Genomic DNA, 18,117 nt, shown 5'->3' with positions numbered 1-18,117 from the left:
GTGCTTTGTAGCGGACAGTTCGCGCTCTTCAGGCGTTGCCTGAGAGTCTCTGCGCAATCGCAAAGGTGGCGACGCACATGAACGAAACACACATCATCCAGGCTCTGCTGACATTCCTGCAGCGCGAAGATAGCTCAGACGACGACTTCAACCAGCTGGCCCTCGAAATCTTCGCTTATCAGTTCGCACACAATTCCCCTTATCGCCGCTTCGCCACTCAGCGCGGACGCACGCCGCTGACGGTGAAAAACTGGCGCAACATTCCCGCCATCCCGATTAATGCCTTCAAAGATCTGACGCTCAGCTGCCGTCCCACCGAGCAAATTACCGAGATCTTTATGACTAGCGGCACCACCGGCACGGTAAAAGGGCGCAGTTACCATTCGACGCTGGAGGTGTGGAAAAAATCGATGCTGCTCAATTTCCGCCGTCGCTTTATGGCGGGCCGCGATCGCATCCGCATGGGTATTTTGTTCCCGGATACCGTGGCGATGCCGAACTCCTCGCTGGCGACCTATCTTGATTTGGCGATGAAGGAGTGTGGCACGCCGGACAGCGAAGTAATGGTGGGCGAACATGGCCTCGAAACCAATCGTCTGTTCACTGCGCTGGAACAGGCCGAAGCGGGCGGCGAACCGTACGCGTTGCTGGGCGCCAGTTACAGCTTTGTGCCTCTGCTGGATGACATGCAGCGCCAAAAACGCCGCTTCGCGCTGCCGGCAGGCAGTCGCATTCTCGATACCGGCGGTTTCAAAGGCCAGTCGCGCGAGATGGGCGCGGAAGAATTCTACGCTTCGCTCTCTCATGCCTTCGGCATTCCGCGTTCCCACTGCATCAACATGTACGGCATGACGGAAATCAGCACGCAGTTTTACGACGCGGGCAATGAGCGCTGCCCGCCGGTGAAATCCGGGCCGCACTGGATCCGCACGCGCGTGGTCAATCCGCTTACCGGTGATGATGTGCCGGACGGCGAAGTTGGCGTGCTGGTGCATCACGATCTGGCGCATTTCAACTCGGTGTCCGCCTTGCTAACGGAAGATGCGGGCGTGAGGGTGCCCGGCGGTTTCCATCTGCTGGGACGCGCGACTGGCGCTGATGCCAAAGGCTGTTCGCTGACCATGGAAGCGTTTCTCGCCAGCGCGCAGGCACAGTCGTGAAAGAAATTGCCGGACATCTGCCGGGCCTCTCCGCTGACGAAGTGCATTGGCACACGCTGAGTTTCAATCATCGTGGCCAGCGCCTCGAGGTTAGCGTTCCGCAGCTTGATGACGCGCAGATTAAGGCGCTCGCAGCGCGCATACGCACTAACGCCCGCGCTTATCTCCAGCAGCTGAGCGTGGCGCAGATCATGGGCATCATTGATGAAGCGGTGGCGCGACTGCTCGATCGTCATCATCCACTGCGCATCAAGGCCGAAAAGCTGCTGCCCATCGTCACCGGTTACGATGCCGAGATGGTGCGGCTTGGCCTTACCGGCTATCTGAAAACCTTTCGTCAGCCGCAGCTGAAGCGCTTTCTGGCGGAGGATTTCGCCGATGCGCAGATGCTCGACGATTTCCAGCCGCGCCCCAAAGGCGGCTTTGCGCGCGCATTTGGCCCGCAATTGTTAATGCATATCTGGGCGGGCAACGTGCCGGGCTTGCCGCTGTGGAGTTTGATTTGCGGTCTGCTGGTTAAGGCGGGCACCATCGGTAAACTGCCGGGCAATGAGCCGCTGATGGCAAGCTGGTTCGCGCAGTTGCTGGCGGAGATCGATCCTAACCTGGGCGAATGTATCGCGGTGGTGTGGTGGAAAGGCGGCGATGCGCAAACCGAACTAACGTGGCTGCGTCAGCCCGATGCGCTGGTGGCTTATGGTGGAAATTCAACGCTGGCGGCGATCCAACAGCGTTTGCCAGTTACCACGCGCTTTCTGCCGCACGGCCATAAAATCAGCTTCGGAATGGTGGCGAGTTCGGCGCTGAATGTACGGCAAGGCGCGGAGCTGGCGCGTCGCGTGGCTTACGACGTGATGCGTTACGACCAGGCCGGTTGTTACTCGCCGCAAATGCTGTTTGTCGAGCGCGGCGGCAAGGTGTCGCCGGATGAGTTCGCCAGCTACATCGCCCATGAACTCGCCGCGCTGGCGCACAAACATCCGCGCCGTCCGCTGGCGAGCGAAGAGATCAACAGCATTGCCGCGTGGCGTAATGGCGAGGAGATTCGGGCGCTGGGCGGCGATCGTAGGCTTTACGGCGAGGCGGCAGACAATTGGGCGGTGGTGAGCGTTGATCATGCGGAGCCTTTATCGCCGGCGGCATTAGGCCGTACGTTGAAAGTGGTGTGCGTGGATGCGCTGGAGGAAGTGGTCGATTTAGTGGCGCAGCAGCGGCATTTTCTGCAAACCGCAGGCGTGGCGGCCACGCCGCAGGCGTTGTTCGGCATTTCCGCTCTGCTCGGGCAAGTGGGCGTTACGCGCATCGCGGCGTTCGGCAATATGACCTCGCCGGAAGCTGGCTGGCATCACGATGGACGTTTTAGTTTGCTCGATCTGGTGACCATCACGGAGATCGAGCAGGGCGCAGAAGCGACCGCCGAGCGTTACGCACCGTATGCGGAGTGACGCGATAACAGATCGCACATACCGTAGCGGCTAATTTATAGCGCATCAATCAGCTGTGCGCGATAAATCGCGCCGCTGCAGATTTTGCGTGACCATATCAACATGGAGCCATAATGAAATTCTCCAATCAAACAGTTCTGGTGACCGGCGCAAGTCGCGGCATTGGTGCGGCGATCGCTAAAGCCTTCGCCGCTGAGGGCGCGTTTGTGGTGGTGAACTATCTGCGCAATGAAGCTGCCGCTGCGGGCGTGGTTGAGGAGTGCCGCGCATTGGGCGGCGACGCGCTGGCGATTGTTGCCGACGTCACCTGTGAGCAGCAGGTCAACGCCATGATGGAGCAGATCGTCAACGCCACCGGCCGCCTCGATGCGGTGATCAACAACGCTTTCGCACCTTACGTTTTCGACACTGAAAATCGTTCACGTTTCTGGGAAACGTCGTGGTCGGGCTATCAGTCGCAGTTCGATGGCGCGGTAAAAGCCGCCTATAACGTTTGCCAGGCGGCGCTGCCGTTAATGCGCGCGCGCGTGCGCGGTAGTATCGTTAATCTCACCAGCGATCTGGTGGCGCGTCCTTCGGTGCCTTACCACGATTACATCACCGCGAAAGCGGCGCTAACCGGCTTTAGCCGCACGCTGGCGACGGAGCTGGGCCCGCTGGGGATTCGCGTGAACTGCGTGGCGCCCGGCCTGGTGTATCCCACCGATGCCAGCCAGGCAACGCGCGAAGCGGTGCGCGATTCTCTCACCGCGCAAACCCCGCTACGGCGCATCGCGCGACCGGAAGATGTTACCGGCCCGGTGCTGTTTCTCGCCTCCGACTGGAGTGAATTTGTCACTGGACAAACGTTGTACGTCGATGGCGGATTAGTGATGAATTGAACCGTACGGTCGCCATTTATGGCGATCGGTTTAGCCCTGCGCAAGCAAATAACTATCCAACCTGATCAACGCGATCACATATTTCGGCAACGCCTCCAGCAGCGATGGCAGATGGATTGTCTCGTCGGCACCGTGCGGCAATCCATGGCCTTCGGGTAAAAAATCGGGCGTGTTTGCTGCGGTTTTCCGATAGCCGGGCCCAAAGGTGATGGCGTTTGGCAGCTTCTTCGAATGGGTCACGCCGCCCATCGCGTAAGGGCGATCGTCATTGCCGGTGGTGTCATTCCACACTTGCTGCAGCAGCGAAATCACCGGATGTGAGGTCGGCAGGAAGAACGGCGCCACGTCGCGCCAGCCGGGATCGAGCGTAATGGTAGTAGCGGCTAACTGCTGTTGCAGCATCTCGACGATCTGCTCGCCGCGCCACGAAACCGGATAACGGATATCGCAGTCAATGCTCAGCGTGTCGGCGCGATGGCTGTACCACACGCCCGCGTTCAGCGTCAGTTTGCCGGACTCCGCATCTTCCAGCCCCAATCCGGCGCTCTCGCCATACGGCGACGCAAACAGCTGTACCAGCGTTTCCGCCAGCTGACGTTCGTGATCGCCCAATAGCTCCAGCTCAATCAGTGCGGTGAGCAGCACCTGCGTGGCATTCAGCGTGCCGTCGGGGAAGGCGGCATGCCCGCCGTTGCCGCGCGCTTTCAGGGTGAAAGCGCCGTCGTTTTCCGGCTTGATCGACACATAGGTCGCGGCAATGCCCTGCAGCAGCGCCAGCTTTTCACTAACCGCATGCGCATCGGCCTGCGCAATTCGCACGCTGGCGAAATCCGGCACGCTATTGCTGGCCGATCCGGCAACAATATCCGCCAGCACGCCCGACTCGGCGACATTCAGGGTAAAACTGAGTTGCCCTTTCTGCGCATTGTTCACCGGGAACATGCCATCGGTGACAATCGAATAATCTGGCACTGGACCGTTCTCCGCGAACCACGCCATATCAGCCATGTTGGTCTCTTCCGCCAGGCCATAAACGATGCGCAGATTATGATGCAGCGGAATATTCAGATCGCGCATCAGCTTCAACAGATAGAAATTGAGCACACCGGGCCCTTTGTTATCCGCCACGCCGCGACCAATCACAAAATCGCCGTGCTGCGTTAGCGCAAAGGGCGGAAAGGTCCAGTTGTCGCCCGCTGGCACCACATCCAGGTGGTTAATCAGCCCGATGTCGCGCGCGTGCTCGCCATAAATCACCGAACCGGCGTAGCCCTGATGCTGCTCGGTTTTGAAACCGGCCTGCTCAGCCTGATCTAACACCTGCTGCAAGATTTGCGCGCACTCGGGGCCAAACGGCGCGCCTCGCGCTGCGCGGTCGGCGCGACTGATGCTGGGAATAGCAATCCATTCGGCCAAATCATTGGTTAATGCGGCGCGGTGCTCCGCAATCCATTGCTGGATCTGTGGCAACAGCGCGCTTTCCTGAGGTGATAACGACGCGGACATAAGGCTTCTCCTTCAATTTATGCACAACATAAAACATTCCACCGCGTCGGCTTAGACGCATTTGCGCGAACCATTGCTACCACGCAGCTAAGCGCCACTTCATGCGCATTCCTGCAAAGCTTAGCTATTTTTGTTGCTCGTATTGCATGGCAAAGCAACGGAGATTAACGCCCTACGACGCTAAGTCACCAGTAATGCAGGAGAATTAAGGTGGATAACAGCCCCGCAGCCGGAGCGACAGTCGGCGTGGATGTCGGAGGAACCTTTACCGATTTTGTTTTATTTGATCCGCAACGCCAGCAACGCTTTTTCCATAAACAGCCCAGCACGCCCGCCGATCCCGCTCTGGCGGTAAGTGACGGGCTGCGCGCCGTGCTGCTGAAAAGCGGTTTGCCCGCCAGCGCGCTATCGCTGGTGTTGCACGGCACCACGCTGGGCCTCAACGCCATTATCCAGCGGCGCGGCGCGGATATCGCGCTAGTGATCAGCGCCGGTTTCCGCGATGTGCTGGAGATCGCGCGTGCGCGTATGCCGTCCTCCTTTGATTTTCATGCCGACCGCGAGCCGCCTTTTTTACCGCGTCAGCGCGTGCTGGAGATCCCGGCGCGTTTTAGTCCCGCCGGTGAAGTGACGCAGTGGCCAACTGAGGCCGAACTGGCGACGGTGGTATCCGAAGTTTTGCAACTCAAGGTGAGCGCGGTGGCACTGGTGACCATCAATGGTTATGCCAATCCCACGCGTGAAGCGGAACTGGCAAGCGCGCTGGCCGCAAAGTTAGGCACGGTGCCGGTGCTCTCTTCGGCGCAGCTGTGGCCGGAGATTCGTGAATATGAACGCACGCTGGTGGCCGGGCTGAACGCCTATATTCAGCCGCTGATGCAGCGCTACTTTAACCGGCTAGGCGATTTACTGGCGCAGCAGGCGATTGACGTTCCCTTATTGATCACCGCGTCCAACGGCGGCGTGCTGCCGCTGGACGCTGCGCATCAGCGCCCGGTGGACACGCTGCTCTCCGGACCGGCATCCGGCGTGATTGCTGCCGCGCATCTGGCGTCCGGAACGGGCTTTGTCTCCTTTGATATGGGCGGCACCAGCAGCGATATCTCGCTGTCGGAGCAGGGCGAAATCGAACGCGTCAACCGTACCGAGATTGGCGGCCTGCCGCTGATTCTGCCGGTGGTGGGCGTATCCGCGATTGGTGCCGGCGGCGGCTCCATCGTGCATGTCGATGATTTCGGCATTCTCAAGGTTGGCCCCGAAAGTGCGGGCGCGGATCCGGGCCCGGTTGCCTATCAGCGCGGCGGCACGCAACCCACGCTCACTGATTGCTATCTGGTGAGCGGCATCTTATCCGCCGACGCGGCGCTGGCGGGCACCATCACGCTGGATCATGCCGCCGCGCATCGCGCACTCAGCAAATTGGGCGAAACGTTAGGTTTGGCGGCCGAACAGGTGGCAAGCGGCGCTATCGTAGTAGCGACGGCGCAGATGGCGACCGAACTGAACAAAGCGCTGGCGCAGCGCGGATTGACCGCCGATGGCTTGACGCTGATTCCGTTTGGCGGTGCGGGCCCGACCCACGCCAACTTCTTCGCCGAAGAGGCGGGCATCAATCGCATTCTGGTCCCGCTGCGTCCCGGCACATTCTGCGCCGAGGGCGCAATCAGCGCTGATATCCGCCGCGATTTTGTGCGCAGCCTGCGCATCAACGTTACAGCGGAGAGCTATGGCAAAATCGCCGCCACCGTTGCGGAGCTGCATCAGCTGGCGCAAAAGTGGTTTGCCGAACAGGCCAGCCGCCTCAGCGAGCGCGCCGATTATCGGGTGGAAGCGGATATGCGCTATGCCGGACAGGCCTACGAACTCAGCGTCACTCTCGGCAGCCCGGCAAGCATCACGCATCAGCAACTGCTGGAACGTTTTCAGCAGCTGCATCAGCAGCGTTATGGCTTTAACACGCCTGACGCGGCCATTGAACTTACCACACTGCGCCTGTCGCTGAACGCCGCGCTGCCGCGCCCTACCGACAAACCTTTTAACTCTGAGAATGAGATTGATGAGCCAGTTTCGCGCCCACTTTATCTGCGCGGCGGCTGGGTGAATGCGCGCATCTGGCAACGTGTGAACATCGGCAAGCAGAGCCACATTCACGGCCCGGCGGTGATCGAACAAGAGGATACCACCACGCTGATCTTGCCTGACTGGTCGGCGTGCACCGATAGCAGCGGCAATCTGTTGATTGCGCGTGTAACGGGAGACGCAGCATGAAACTGGATGCCATCACTCTCGAAATCCTCAACCAAAAACTCACCGCGCTCACCGAAGAGATGTGCCACATTCTGCAGCGCACCGGACGCACGCTGTACGTCAACGAAACCGCCGATTTTTGCTGCGCGGTGGCTGATCTGCAAGGCCGCTTCTTTGCCTATCCGAAAGGTATTGGCGTTTCCGGTTTTGTCGGGCTGAACGCGCTAACCGCGATTCAGGCGGTCGGCGAGGTTGCGCCCGGCGATGTGATTCTGACTAACGATCCCTGGCGCTCGCGCGGGCTGGCGACGCATCTGCCAGATTTGCAGGTGCTGGCGCCGTGGTTCGTCGAAGGCGAACTGGTGGCGTGGGGCTGGGCTTTTTTACACGCCTCCGACGTTGGCGGGCGCGTGCCGAGCAGCATCTCGCCGACCAACAGCGATATTTATCAGGAAGGGCTGCAAATTCCGCCGGTCAAGCTGGTGCGTGCGGGTGAACTCAATCGTGATGTGATGAACATTCTCACCGCCAACAGCCGCACGCCGGATGCGATTGCTGGCGATATTCAGGCGATGCTGGCCGCGCTCAATGCCGGTCACGATCGTCTGAATCGCATCGTGGCGCAGCATGGCGCTACGGACGTGGTGCAGGCGCAGCAGGATTTGCAGGCATATTCGGCGATCCGCGCGCGCCAAGTGCTGCGCCGCATTCCCGACGGCGTGTATAAGTTTGAAGATTACCTCGATGACGCCGCAGGCAGCGGCTTGCCGGTGCGGCTCGCCATCACCGCCACCTTTAACGATGGCAAGGTGCATCTCGATTTCACCGGCAGCGATGCGCAGGTGGCGGCGGCGATCAACATTCCCAGCCACGGCGATCCGCATGCGTGGCTGACGCTGCGCATTTTGGCGCTGGTGTGCACGCTGGACAAAGACGTGCCGCTGAATGCCGGATTACTCGCGCCAGTGACGCTGTTTGCGCCCGCCGGATCGCTGGTCAATCCGCACTATCCGGCGGCAGTTGGCGTACGCCATGCGGCGGCGGTGCGCGTGAATGATCTGCTGAACGGTTTGCTGGGTCAGCCGTTGCCGGACGTAATGCCCGCCGCCAGCGGTGGCACCATTATTCCGCTGGTGATCGCCGAAGTGGCGCGCAATGGCCGCGAGCAGAATGTGCAGGTGATCGAACCGCTGGTCGGTGGTGGCGGGGCGCGCTGCGGGCGCGACGGCATCGACGGACGCGACAACAGCATCTCGAATCTGGCGAACAATCCGGTGGAGATGGTGGAAGCGGAAACCCATATCGAAATCCGCCAGTACGCGCTGCGCCCCGGTTCTGCCGGCGCAGGACAATGGCGTGGCGGCATGGGCCAGCAGATCCGCGTGCGCATTCTGCAAAATGACAGCACGCTGCTGGCGCGCGGCATGGAGCGCATGCTGTTCCAGCCGTGGGGCGTGCAGGGCGGTCAGCCGGGGCAATCGACCACGCTGACGCTTAATCCTGATGTCGCGGGCGGCCAGCCACTCGGCAAGATCGATCTGCTGAGCGTCAACGCCGGTGACGAAGTGCTGCTGCAAACGCCCGGCGGCGGCGGTTGGGGCGATCCCTTCAAGCGCGATGCGCTGGCGGTGCAAAACGATGTCGATAACCATTTGCTGAGCCACACCGATGCCGCGCAGCACTATGGCGTGGTGCTTACCGATAACGGCATTGATGCCGCGGCCACCGCCGCCTTGCGCAGCCAACCGCGTGCGGCGTCATCTTCCTTCGGCGCGGCGCGCGAGAACTGGCAAACGCTGTTTGAGGGCGATGTGCTGACGCGGCTCAATCAGCTGCTTTATCCACTCAGTCCGGCCGAACGCCAGCGCCATCGCTCTGCGGTGTTTGCCGCCGCGTTAGCGCAGTTACCGGCAGATTTTCCCCGTTCAACTTCTTCAGCTATCGCGACGGCGCGCCAGGCGTTTGCCGCTGCGCTGCGCGCGCTGGAGAGTGAACTTTCAGCGTCAATTACCTCAATACCAGGAGATGGCCATGCGCCAGTTAAATAACAAAAAAATCCTGCTCACCGCGCTGGTGGGCATGTTGATCAGCGGTGCGGCGAGCGCGGCTGAAACCACAGACTCGGTGATCGTTGGCGTTTACGGCGGTGACTGGGAGAAAAATATCCGCGCGTCCGGTCTGGAGCAGTTTGCCAAAGATAATCACCTGAAGCTGACCGTGGTGCCGGGCGCGGATGCCGAATGGTTTGCCAAGCTGCGTGCCGCCAAAGGCCGTCGTTCGCCGTATGACGTGGTGGTGTTCCAGCCCGATACCGTGCAGCGCGCGCAGGCGGCGGGCTTGCTGCAGCCACTGGATGCCAAGGATATTCCCAACCTGAATAATCTGTATAAGAGCGTGCAGTCGCGCTTTGTTTATGACAATCAAACCTACGCTGCCGCCTTCAGCCTCGGCCAGCTCGGGCTGGCTTATCGCAGCGATCTGGTGAAAACCCCGCCGAAAAGCTGGCTCGACTTGTGGAATCCGGAATACAAAGGCCACGTAGCGATTTCATCGCCAACCTACGCCGCCGGTTTGCAGTTCTTCGCGGGCTTAGTGCACGCGTTGGGCGGTGAACTTAATCAGCCTGCCGCCGTGAACAAAGCCTTCACCAAACTGGCGGAACTGCGCGGCAACGCGGTGGCGTTCCCGGACAGTCCGGGCGCGATTCAAACCCTGCTGGAGCGCGGCGATGCGTGGGTGGTGCCGTACTGGGATGGCCGCGTGTTTGCGCTCAAGCAGCAGGGCATGAAAGTTGATTTCGTCTATCCGTCCGATGGCCCGGTTGTCGGTGCCGCGAACTGGGTGATTCCAAAGGGCGCGCCGAACCTCGCCAACGCCTACAAAGTGGTTAACGCCATGTCTGCGCCCGACGTGCAGAAAGCCTTCTCGGATAAATCACTGTATGGCATGACCAATAAAGACGTGCAGTACAGCGACAACCTGAAGAAGCAGGTGAAAGTGGGCGAAGCAGCCTACAGCAAACTGATCTGGATTGATTACAGCACCGCCACGCCGCAGCTGGCGGACTGGACGCGTCGCTGGAGCCAGGCGCTGGGTGGTGCCAAATGAGTTCAGTCGTCATTGACGGCGTAGCGCGGCAGTTTGATCACCACCGCGCGCTGAATGACGTCAGCATCACCATCGAGCAGGGCGAGTTTTTCTCCCTGCTCGGGCCGAGCGGCTGCGGCAAAACCACGCTGCTGAATATCATCGCCGGATTTTTGTCGCCGAATAACGGGCGCGTGTTGATTGGTGGCAAGGATGTCACCGCGCTGCCGCCGTATCAGCGCCACATCGGCATGGTGTTCCAGAACTACGCGCTGTTTCCGCATCTGAGCGTGGGCGATAACGTCGCGTTCGGACTGAAGGTGCGCAAAGTATCGCGCAGCGAACAGCAGCGTCGCGTCACCGAAGCGCTGAAGCAAGTGCGACTGGAAGGGCTGGCGCAGCGCATGCCGCACCAGCTTTCCGGCGGACAGCAGCAACGCGTGGCGATTGCGCGTGCGCTGGCGATTGAACCGCAGGTGCTGCTGCTGGATGAACCGTTGTCGAACCTTGATGCGCGCCTACGCAAGGAGATGCAGGACGAACTGCGCGCGTTGCAGCAGCGCGTCGGCATCACCACGGTGCTGGTGACGCACGATCAGGAAGAGGCGCTGACGCTGTCGGATCGCATTGGCATTCTCGGGCAGGGCGAGCTGCAGCAGATTGGCGCACCCGCCGCGCTCTACCGCCAACCGGCGAATCGCTTTGTCGCGGAGTTTGTCGGACAGGCCAATCTGTTCCATGCCTCTGCGCACAACGGACTTTACCAGGCGCGCGATCACTTTGTAGCCGCCGGATCAGCGCTGCAACTCAGCGCCGCGCAACCGGCAAGTGCCTCATCGTTGCTGATTGTGCGCCCTGAGCGCGTGCAGTTTTCCAGCGAGCCGCAGCAATTTACCAGCAACGGCAGCGCCGCCAGTGTTAAAGAAGTGAGTTTTGCCGGTGCGGCCTTGCGGCTGGTGTGCCAGCTGCCGGGCGGCGGCGAGATCCGCGTGCAGCCCGCAGAAGCGCACTTTTCACAGCTGCCCGCGCCGGGCGATCGCTGCTATCTGCACTGGCAAGCGGCGGATGTCATCGTGCTGCCCGTGCAGGAGCGCGCCTGATGAAGATCGCTACGCGTAATCTGTTTCCCTGGCTGCTGCTGACGCCATCGCTACTTTTTCTGCTGCTGTTTTTGCTGGTGCCGCTGCTGCTGCTGTTCGACCAAAGCCTGACCAACGTTGATAGCCTGCTCAATCCGCTGCCCGGTTACAGCCTGGCGCAATATGTGACGGTGTTTGCCGATGCGCAATATCTGCACGCGCTCTGGACCACGCTGTGGGTGTCGCTGCTCACCGCCGCGATTACCGTGCTGCTGGCGTGGCCGGCGGCGTGGCTGCTGGTGACGACGCAGCGGCGCGGCTGGCGCACGCTGCTGTATGTGATCCTGATTTCTCCGCTGCTTACCAGCGTGGTGATCCGCACCTTCGCGTGGATTGTGCTGCTGGCGCAGAACGGTTTGATCAACGGCTTCCTGCTGTTCACCGGCCTGATTCCGCAGCCGCTGAGTCTGTTGTGGAACATGAATGCGGTGATCATCGCTTATGTGCAGGTGATGCTGCCGTTTGCCGTGCTGCCGCTGATTACCTCGCTGAATGAAATCGCGCCCTCGCTGCGATTGGCGGCGATGAGTCTGGGTGCTACTCCCGCGATGACCTTCCGCCGCGTGGTGGTGCCGTTGACGCTGCCCGGCATGCTGACCGGTTTCATCATCGTCTTTTCCCTCGCGGCGGGCAGCTACATCACGCCGTTGCTGATTGGTGGGCGCTTACAGCCGCTGCTGCCGATCGCCATTTATCAGCAGGCGATGCAGATCGCTAACCTGCCGCTGGCAGCAGCGCTGTCGTTGACGTTGCTGGTGATGACCTTGATTGTCGCCGGGATTGCGGGCGCGTTCCTGAAACGCTGGGAGAAGAAAAATCATGGATAACACGCAAAGCCTGGCGCAGCGGCTGACGCAGTTCGGCGTGACGCTGGCGGGCATCGTGATTTACGCCTTTTTAGCGCTGCCGGTGCTGGTGATTGTGCTCTCTGCGTTTAGCCCGGAACCGTATCCGCAGTTTCCACCGCAGGGATTTTCGCTGCGCTGGTTTAGCGCGCTTTTACAGGATGACGGCTGGATCGCGTCGCTGTGGATCAGCGCCTTGCTGCTGGTGATCGTCACGCCAATCACCGTGGTGCTGGGTACGTTTGCCGCCTGGTCGCTGGCGCGGCTGGAGTTCCGCTATCGCGAAGCCTTGCAGGCGTTTATTCTGTCGCCGCTGATGATTCCGCAAGTGGTGCTGGGCATTGCGTTGCTCTATGTGCTGACGGCGGCGGGTATCGCCGGGATGATCAGCGGGCTGGTGATTGGCCATGTGGTGGTGGCGCTGCCGTATGTGGTGCGCACCGTTAGCGTGAGTCTGGCGGCAATGGATAAGCGGCTCGAAGCGGTATCGATGAGTTTGGGCGCGGGGCGCTGGTATACGTTTCGCCACGTCACGCTGCCGCTCATTAAGCCCGGCATTCTGGCCGGAGCGGTATTTGCGGCGGTGACCTCGTTTGGTGAAGTCTCCGTGAGCCTGTTTCTCAGCGCGCCAGACACCATCACCGTGCCGGTTCGGGTATTTAATTACGTCGATCAGACTTTCGATCCTACGGTGAATGCGATTTCGGTGATCTTTATTATCTTCGCGGTGCTGATTTTAATGGTGATTGAGAAAACGATTGGGCTGGTGAAGTTGAGTTAGATTGTGAGGTTATCGCCGCCGTAATGGGGAAATAATGGGATCGTTGCGTGATAAATAATGGATATTGCGTTTATGGGTCTTTCTCAGAAAATTCTTTAGTTAAACGAGTAAGCCGCACTGGTAAGTGCGGTTTTTTTTATGAATAGGGATCACAACTGGCTAAATTTTCGCTTCACTGAATTTTATTATTCCCCTATGGTTTGCGTGGTTAACGGGATTAACTATAGGGATATATATGTACCACAGTGATGCGGTGATACGGCAGCTTCAGGCGCAAAGGATTCTGGCAGAAAAGCTCGACAACGCCGTTTCCGGCGTTATTGACGCAGTTTCCGATCAGGTCAGTAAGATCAATAAAGGGGCGACCCGGCTTTCATTTTATGCATCGTGTTTTACTGATGAATATTTGGATGTCTGTAAAAATCAGATGCTGGAAGATAATCGTTTTAGAAAAGCAGTCGTTCGGTTAATAAAAGACAGAGATATTGTTTTTGCACTGTTGCAAACCTACATAGACTATCAGCTTGAAGGCAGATCTTATCGCCAACTCGAAGCAATTAAAATGCATTTGATGCGAGCCAACATTCACATTGCAGCCAGCACACTAACTACTCGCGCATTTGGTGCTGGAGCGGCTATGGCTGTTGTTATGGGGATGAATATAACGCTTCCTGTTGGCCGTAATGTTGGTACTGCAGTTGGTGCGGCAGCATCAGTATTGGGAATTTATGCCATAGTTCAAAACGCAGCAGACAGCGCAAAGCGCTTGAAAATAATGCATCCTCCTTTTTACCACGCATTGTATATGCGAGAACTCGAAATGATGTATTTCCTTATTGAACCTTCATTCATGCGGGCTGGTGCGCTAAAAAATCAATGGCTTTCAGATTACGAAGTCGCTGGAGTATTGATGAAGTTAGTGGGGAAATGATGAAGAAATTTTTAAAGCAATGGTTAATATCAGAATCGAAGTTCCTGATCTGCACTTACGTGCCGATAGTATTAACTATACTTTTTGCGTTACTACAAATTTACTTTTTCCCAGATAGCAGTATGTTAGGTGTAGGGATATTTTATCTATGCTCTCTGTCATTTGTTATCTACAAATGTCGTTGAATTAAGTTTGAAGTATGTTTGTTTAGGTGCCTATTTTTGCAGGCTAAACATATGTTCTTGGTTGTGAATTTAAGACTCTTAGAGAAATAGCATTTGTTCAATGTAATTAGGTGTAAATGCTCGTCAGACTTGTATACGAGTAAGTTGGAGTAAAACTATGAGAGGGTTTTTAAATCGGTGGTTGATAACGCAATTGCAATTTCTATTACGCATATACGTTCCCGTTTTATGTGCGCTCGTGTTTGGTATGTTGAAATTTTATTTCTATCCTGAGAGTGGGATGATGAGTGTATGTATAGTTTACCTGTGTGCGTATATTTTTGTTGTTTATAAATGTCGAAAACTTTAAGGGATTAAATATGTCAACTCCAGCACATATCTGGTTAGAAGATGAAAGCGGTTCGCCGATTGTGGGCTCGTGCATGATGCCGACCAGACTCGGTTCGATAGAGCTCAATTCGGTCATGCACAATATTACGATCCCGGTAGATCCGCACACCGGAAGGCTTACGGCCACAAGAATTCATGCACCAATATCCATTCAAAAGGAGTTTGATAGAACAACGCCGGTGCTGTTTCGTGCATTGTGTCAGGGCAGAACGCTGAAATCAGCAACCATCAAGATGTACCGAATTAACGAAGCGGGTATTGAGGTTGAGTATTTTAATATCCACCTGGATAACGTCAAAATCTCCAGCATTTCACCGGCTCTGCTGCCAAACGGCCAGACCAGCACGCATCTGGAAAATATTGAGCTACGATATGAAACGATCACATGGAAATACGTGGACGGAAATATTGTGTTTAAGGATGGATGGAATGAGAGGATGATTGCTTAGCTTCTGGCTAAGATTGCTGACGCTGAGGATCAGAAATACATGAACAAAATAATATTGCTTAAAGACGATATAACCAAAGTCCCAGTGGAAGCCATTGTGAACGCCGCCAACACCTCCTTGCTGGGCGGCGGCGGAGTTGATGGCGCCATCCATCGTGCGGGCGGGCCGGCGATTTTGGCTGAGTGTAAGCAAATCAGGAATCGACAAGGTGGCTGCAAAGTCGGAAATGCAGTGATCACCACGGCGGGTGATTTGCCAGCAAAATATGTCATTCACACCGTTGGTCCACACTGGCATGACGGGCAACATGATGAAGAAACGCTGCTGAAAAATGCCTATCTGAGTTGTTTTAAATTGGTAGAAGAATACGGCATTCAGACCGTTTCGTTTCCAAATATCAGTACTGGCATATATAGGTTTCCTAAACAGTTGGCGGCTGAGATCGCATTAGGTGTGATTAATCAGTGTTTGCGTGAAAACCCCAATATCGAGCAAGTCAATTTGATCTGCTTTGATGAGGAGAATTACGGCTTTTATTTACAAGTTTTGGAGTTATAAAGCTCTTAATAATACCAATCTGAGAAAAGCCTCCGAAGGTGGCAATTTTAATCGACGTCTGCAGCAAGAGCAGTACCGGGAAAAGTGTATATATTAATTATAAGTTAAAATTTGCACTGGCTTGGTGGGTAAACATCTGCACGAGAATAATGAGAAATTTTCGATTTTTCGGATAATGTTGTAGGGGATTTTATAGCCGACGTAGTTATGGAATACAGGAATCAGTTAATCGTCGCTGACTTCTTTATCTACTAATTAAAATGGCAACAAAACTATGCCTAATCCTCCATCGACGCTTATTGAATTGCCACTCGCTATCATAGCTGATTCATCTTTGAACGGAAAATTCTTGATACATAATATTGCCAAGAAGGGCTGTTTGGTATTAAACTGAAAAAACCTTATCTAGCGGTGATTTGTTACATTAGTAAGTTTTTATTTTGCATGCTCTTTTTTATCTCACTTTTCTTAAAGATTTACGGAGGACAATAATCTGATATAATAAAAAACATGTCCTTGCTGAAAAAATATAACCTCACATTATTATAAGCTAGGGGGGTAATTAAATTTTGTTTAAGTTGATAATGCATCTCAGATGATTTTATTTAAATCCTATAATATTAAATTGAATAACCCCTCTCAATGAACGTAGTGAGAGGTTAAGTTTATGTCTAATCTTAATAATATAAGATCAGGAATTATTAGGATTAATGTTTAGATGGATTGATAAGGTTAATTAGGCAGTGAATTAAAATATTAAATTAAAAAGATTTAGCTTTATCAATTGTGAAGGTAAATCAGAATGCTAATAATGAGGTGGGCTTATCCTAAGCGATTATAAAAGGAAATATATACGCTAAATGGTTGAGGTAAATGCAATTGCGCTAAGATTTCACTAATTAAAAATGGTTTGGTAATAATAAAGTCATATTTAATGGAATGAAAGTGTGAAATCAATGCCCTTGATTTTAATTTTGGTTGCTTTTTTGATAAGCACTCCACGCATTATATCTTAACTATCTTTTTTAAGAGTACAAATGAGGGGGTAATAGTTTTAACAGTAATTTGAAAATGGAGGTCAGAAAATTAATGTTTTTTAACTTATAATAACTCAAACGAATGGAATGGCATTACACGCTAAGGAATAATTATTAAACAATTTAAAAATATAAGTGGCGCATAATCAATTGGTTATATATAATCATTAATGGTAATTTAAAAAATCGATGCATTTGCATAGTTCGCTCAATTTTGATTTAAGAAATCATAAAATCAGCCGATAAACACCGTAATGCTTTGTGATTTTATTCGTTGTGACGAAAAGGAGATACGCGTGCACGTTTATGGAACTAAATCTAGACTTTTTCTCAATTCAACGCTTGGTTGTCAATCAAGGTGCTCATATTGTTATCTGCCAAAATTGGACATGGGTTTGGGTTTGTCTAATTTAGAGCACGTAGATAGTGAATATATTATATCAAGGGTAGAAAATCGACAGGATTTCATCAGAGGCAGGACAGGAACTATTATCTCGTTGGGTTGCTATTCAGAGTGTTGGGATGTTTCAGGAAGAGAAATAACAAAATCACTTATTGCTTATTTTTTGAAGTTAGGAAATCCAGTTCAATTTGCTACAAAAAGATACGTCGCATCAGATGATATTATAGGATTACAGAAACTTATTCAGTGGGAAGGGCAACTTTGTATTTTTATCTCTTCAGTTACAATCACTCATTGGCAAACAGTTGAAAGAGGCACGGATAGTCCTCAAAAAAGGTTCTCAAGCTTTGAGCTTATAAAAAAATTAGGAATACCTACCTATTTATATCTTAAACCTATATTAAAGGGGGTTACTATTAAAGATTTAGACAATTATAAAAACATAGTTAGAGAATACGCAGTAAGTGGAGTAGTTGTTGGAAGCCACTTTATCTCAAATAAGGTCACATTGGATAATAAGATTGCACCTATCGGAGGAGGTATTTTTAGGTATAATAGCAATAATGATGAGGTTCTTATAAGTACAGAACTGAAAGAAGTAACTAAAACCTACTCAGAAAGCACGCAAGTCATTGATTTTTGGAGAGAAAATGTATAAAGATAATGCAGCCACTCTTAAGGATTTTCTTGGTTCGAGAGAAGATTCAAGCCTTCGCTTTGAAGACATATTGAAAAGTAAACAAAGCAAGACCCTACTTGAGGATCTGATTTTTCTGTCAGGTTACAATTTCATCATCTGCAACTTATCTGCAACCGGAGAACTATGCTTTGAAGCTGGCATGTCCCCTGAAGATACTGATGAAAAATTTACCATCAATAACAATACCATTAGCGGTAAGTTAGCAAATCATATTCATATGGTTTTTGAAGTCGCAAAAAAATTAGCAATTCAACCTCAAGCCTTTGAATATTATCCTCAAGAGATCAAGAGGAAATATTATGACGAAATAATTTTAAACAACAAGATATCTTCTTTTACTTTGTATCAATTGGAGTTAAGGATTAGTAGATAA

At 54.0% G+C, this 18,117-nt stretch carries 15 protein-coding genes; 14 read left to right on the top strand and 1 reads right to left on the bottom strand.

What is annotated here, in order from left to right; translation table 11 throughout:
• Positions 1-77: 77 nt before the first annotated feature.
• From ACFQW4_RS02680 to ACFQW4_RS02670, 3 genes are all read left to right on the top strand, one after another.
• Positions 78-1,160, top strand: coding sequence for a long-chain fatty acid--CoA ligase (locus ACFQW4_RS02680; protein WP_377723625.1), 1,083 nt, complete (start codon positions 78-80; stop codon positions 1,158-1,160).
• Entirely contained in the window at positions 1,157-2,605 is a 1,449-nt protein-coding gene (locus tag ACFQW4_RS02675) for an acyl-CoA reductase (protein WP_377723623.1), read from the top strand. The genes ACFQW4_RS02680 and ACFQW4_RS02675 overlap by 4 nt, the downstream gene beginning before the upstream one ends.
• A gap of 113 nt (positions 2,606-2,718) precedes the next feature.
• A complete protein-coding gene (locus tag ACFQW4_RS02670; protein ID WP_377723621.1) occupies positions 2,719-3,486 on the top strand; it encodes a 3-oxoacyl-ACP reductase in 768 nt (255 codons plus the stop codon).
• Positions 3,487-3,516: 30 nt separating this feature from the next.
• Here the strand turns inward: ACFQW4_RS02670 and ACFQW4_RS02665 are convergent, their stop codons facing one another.
• Positions 3,517-4,992, bottom strand: coding sequence for a Sapep family Mn(2+)-dependent dipeptidase (locus ACFQW4_RS02665; protein ID WP_377723618.1), 1,476 nt, complete (start codon positions 4,990-4,992; stop codon positions 3,517-3,519).
• A gap of 210 nt (positions 4,993-5,202) precedes the next feature.
• Between ACFQW4_RS02665 and ACFQW4_RS02660 the strand changes: the two genes are divergently transcribed.
• The 11 genes from ACFQW4_RS02660 to ACFQW4_RS02610 all read left to right on the top strand — a co-directional run bounded on the left by ACFQW4_RS02660 (position 5,203) and on the right by ACFQW4_RS02610 (position 18,117).
• Positions 5,203-7,260, top strand: a complete 2,058-nt coding sequence (locus tag ACFQW4_RS02660; RefSeq protein WP_377723616.1) for a hydantoinase/oxoprolinase family protein — start codon at positions 5,203-5,205, stop codon at positions 7,258-7,260.
• Positions 7,257-9,287 (top strand): hydantoinase B/oxoprolinase family protein, encoded by a 2,031-nt coding sequence (locus tag ACFQW4_RS02655; RefSeq protein WP_377723614.1) that lies wholly within the window; start codon positions 7,257-7,259, stop codon positions 9,285-9,287. The genes ACFQW4_RS02660 and ACFQW4_RS02655 overlap by 4 nt, the downstream gene beginning before the upstream one ends.
• Positions 9,271-10,347, top strand: a complete 1,077-nt coding sequence (locus ACFQW4_RS02650) for a PotD/PotF family extracellular solute-binding protein (protein ID WP_377723612.1) — start codon at positions 9,271-9,273, stop codon at positions 10,345-10,347. The genes ACFQW4_RS02655 and ACFQW4_RS02650 overlap by 17 nt, the downstream gene beginning before the upstream one ends.
• Positions 10,344-11,426 (top strand): ABC transporter ATP-binding protein, encoded by a 1,083-nt coding sequence (locus ACFQW4_RS02645; RefSeq protein ID WP_377723610.1) that lies wholly within the window; start codon positions 10,344-10,346, stop codon positions 11,424-11,426. Before ACFQW4_RS02650 ends, ACFQW4_RS02645 begins: the two co-directional genes overlap by 4 nt.
• The gene (locus ACFQW4_RS02640) at positions 11,426-12,292 is read left to right on the top strand and encodes an ABC transporter permease (RefSeq protein ID WP_377723608.1); all 867 of its coding nucleotides are present in this window, start codon (positions 11,426-11,428) and stop codon (positions 12,290-12,292) included. Before ACFQW4_RS02645 ends, ACFQW4_RS02640 begins: the two co-directional genes overlap by 1 nt.
• Positions 12,285-13,091: an ABC transporter permease gene (locus ACFQW4_RS02635; RefSeq protein ID WP_217547923.1), complete on the top strand. Its 807-nt coding sequence runs from the start codon at positions 12,285-12,287 to the stop codon at positions 13,089-13,091. The genes ACFQW4_RS02640 and ACFQW4_RS02635 overlap by 8 nt, the downstream gene beginning before the upstream one ends.
• Before the next feature lie 235 nt (positions 13,092-13,326).
• Positions 13,327-14,022, top strand: coding sequence for a hypothetical protein (locus ACFQW4_RS02630; protein WP_377723606.1), 696 nt, complete (start codon positions 13,327-13,329; stop codon positions 14,020-14,022).
• 544 nt (positions 14,023-14,566) lie between these two features.
• Positions 14,567-15,046, top strand: a complete 480-nt coding sequence (locus tag ACFQW4_RS02625; RefSeq protein ID WP_377723604.1) for an Hcp family type VI secretion system effector — start codon at positions 14,567-14,569, stop codon at positions 15,044-15,046.
• 39 nt (positions 15,047-15,085) lie between these two features.
• A complete protein-coding gene (locus ACFQW4_RS02620; RefSeq protein ID WP_377723602.1) occupies positions 15,086-15,604 on the top strand; it encodes an O-acetyl-ADP-ribose deacetylase in 519 nt (172 codons plus the stop codon).
• 1,438 nt (positions 15,605-17,042) lie between these two features.
• Positions 17,043-17,702, top strand: a complete 660-nt coding sequence (locus ACFQW4_RS02615) for a hypothetical protein (RefSeq protein WP_377723600.1) — start codon at positions 17,043-17,045, stop codon at positions 17,700-17,702.
• The gene (locus ACFQW4_RS02610; RefSeq protein WP_377723598.1) at positions 17,695-18,117 is read left to right on the top strand and encodes a hypothetical protein; all 423 of its coding nucleotides are present in this window, start codon (positions 17,695-17,697) and stop codon (positions 18,115-18,117) included. The genes ACFQW4_RS02615 and ACFQW4_RS02610 overlap by 8 nt, the downstream gene beginning before the upstream one ends.

It is taken from the genome of Pantoea sp. GCM10028869, assembly GCF_042666835.1.
Taxonomy (GTDB): domain Bacteria; phylum Pseudomonadota; class Gammaproteobacteria; order Enterobacterales; family Enterobacteriaceae; genus Pantoea; species Pantoea leporis.
The sequence above is the reverse complement of the archived record's forward strand: the minus strand, read 5'-3'. Positions and strand labels throughout refer to the sequence as shown.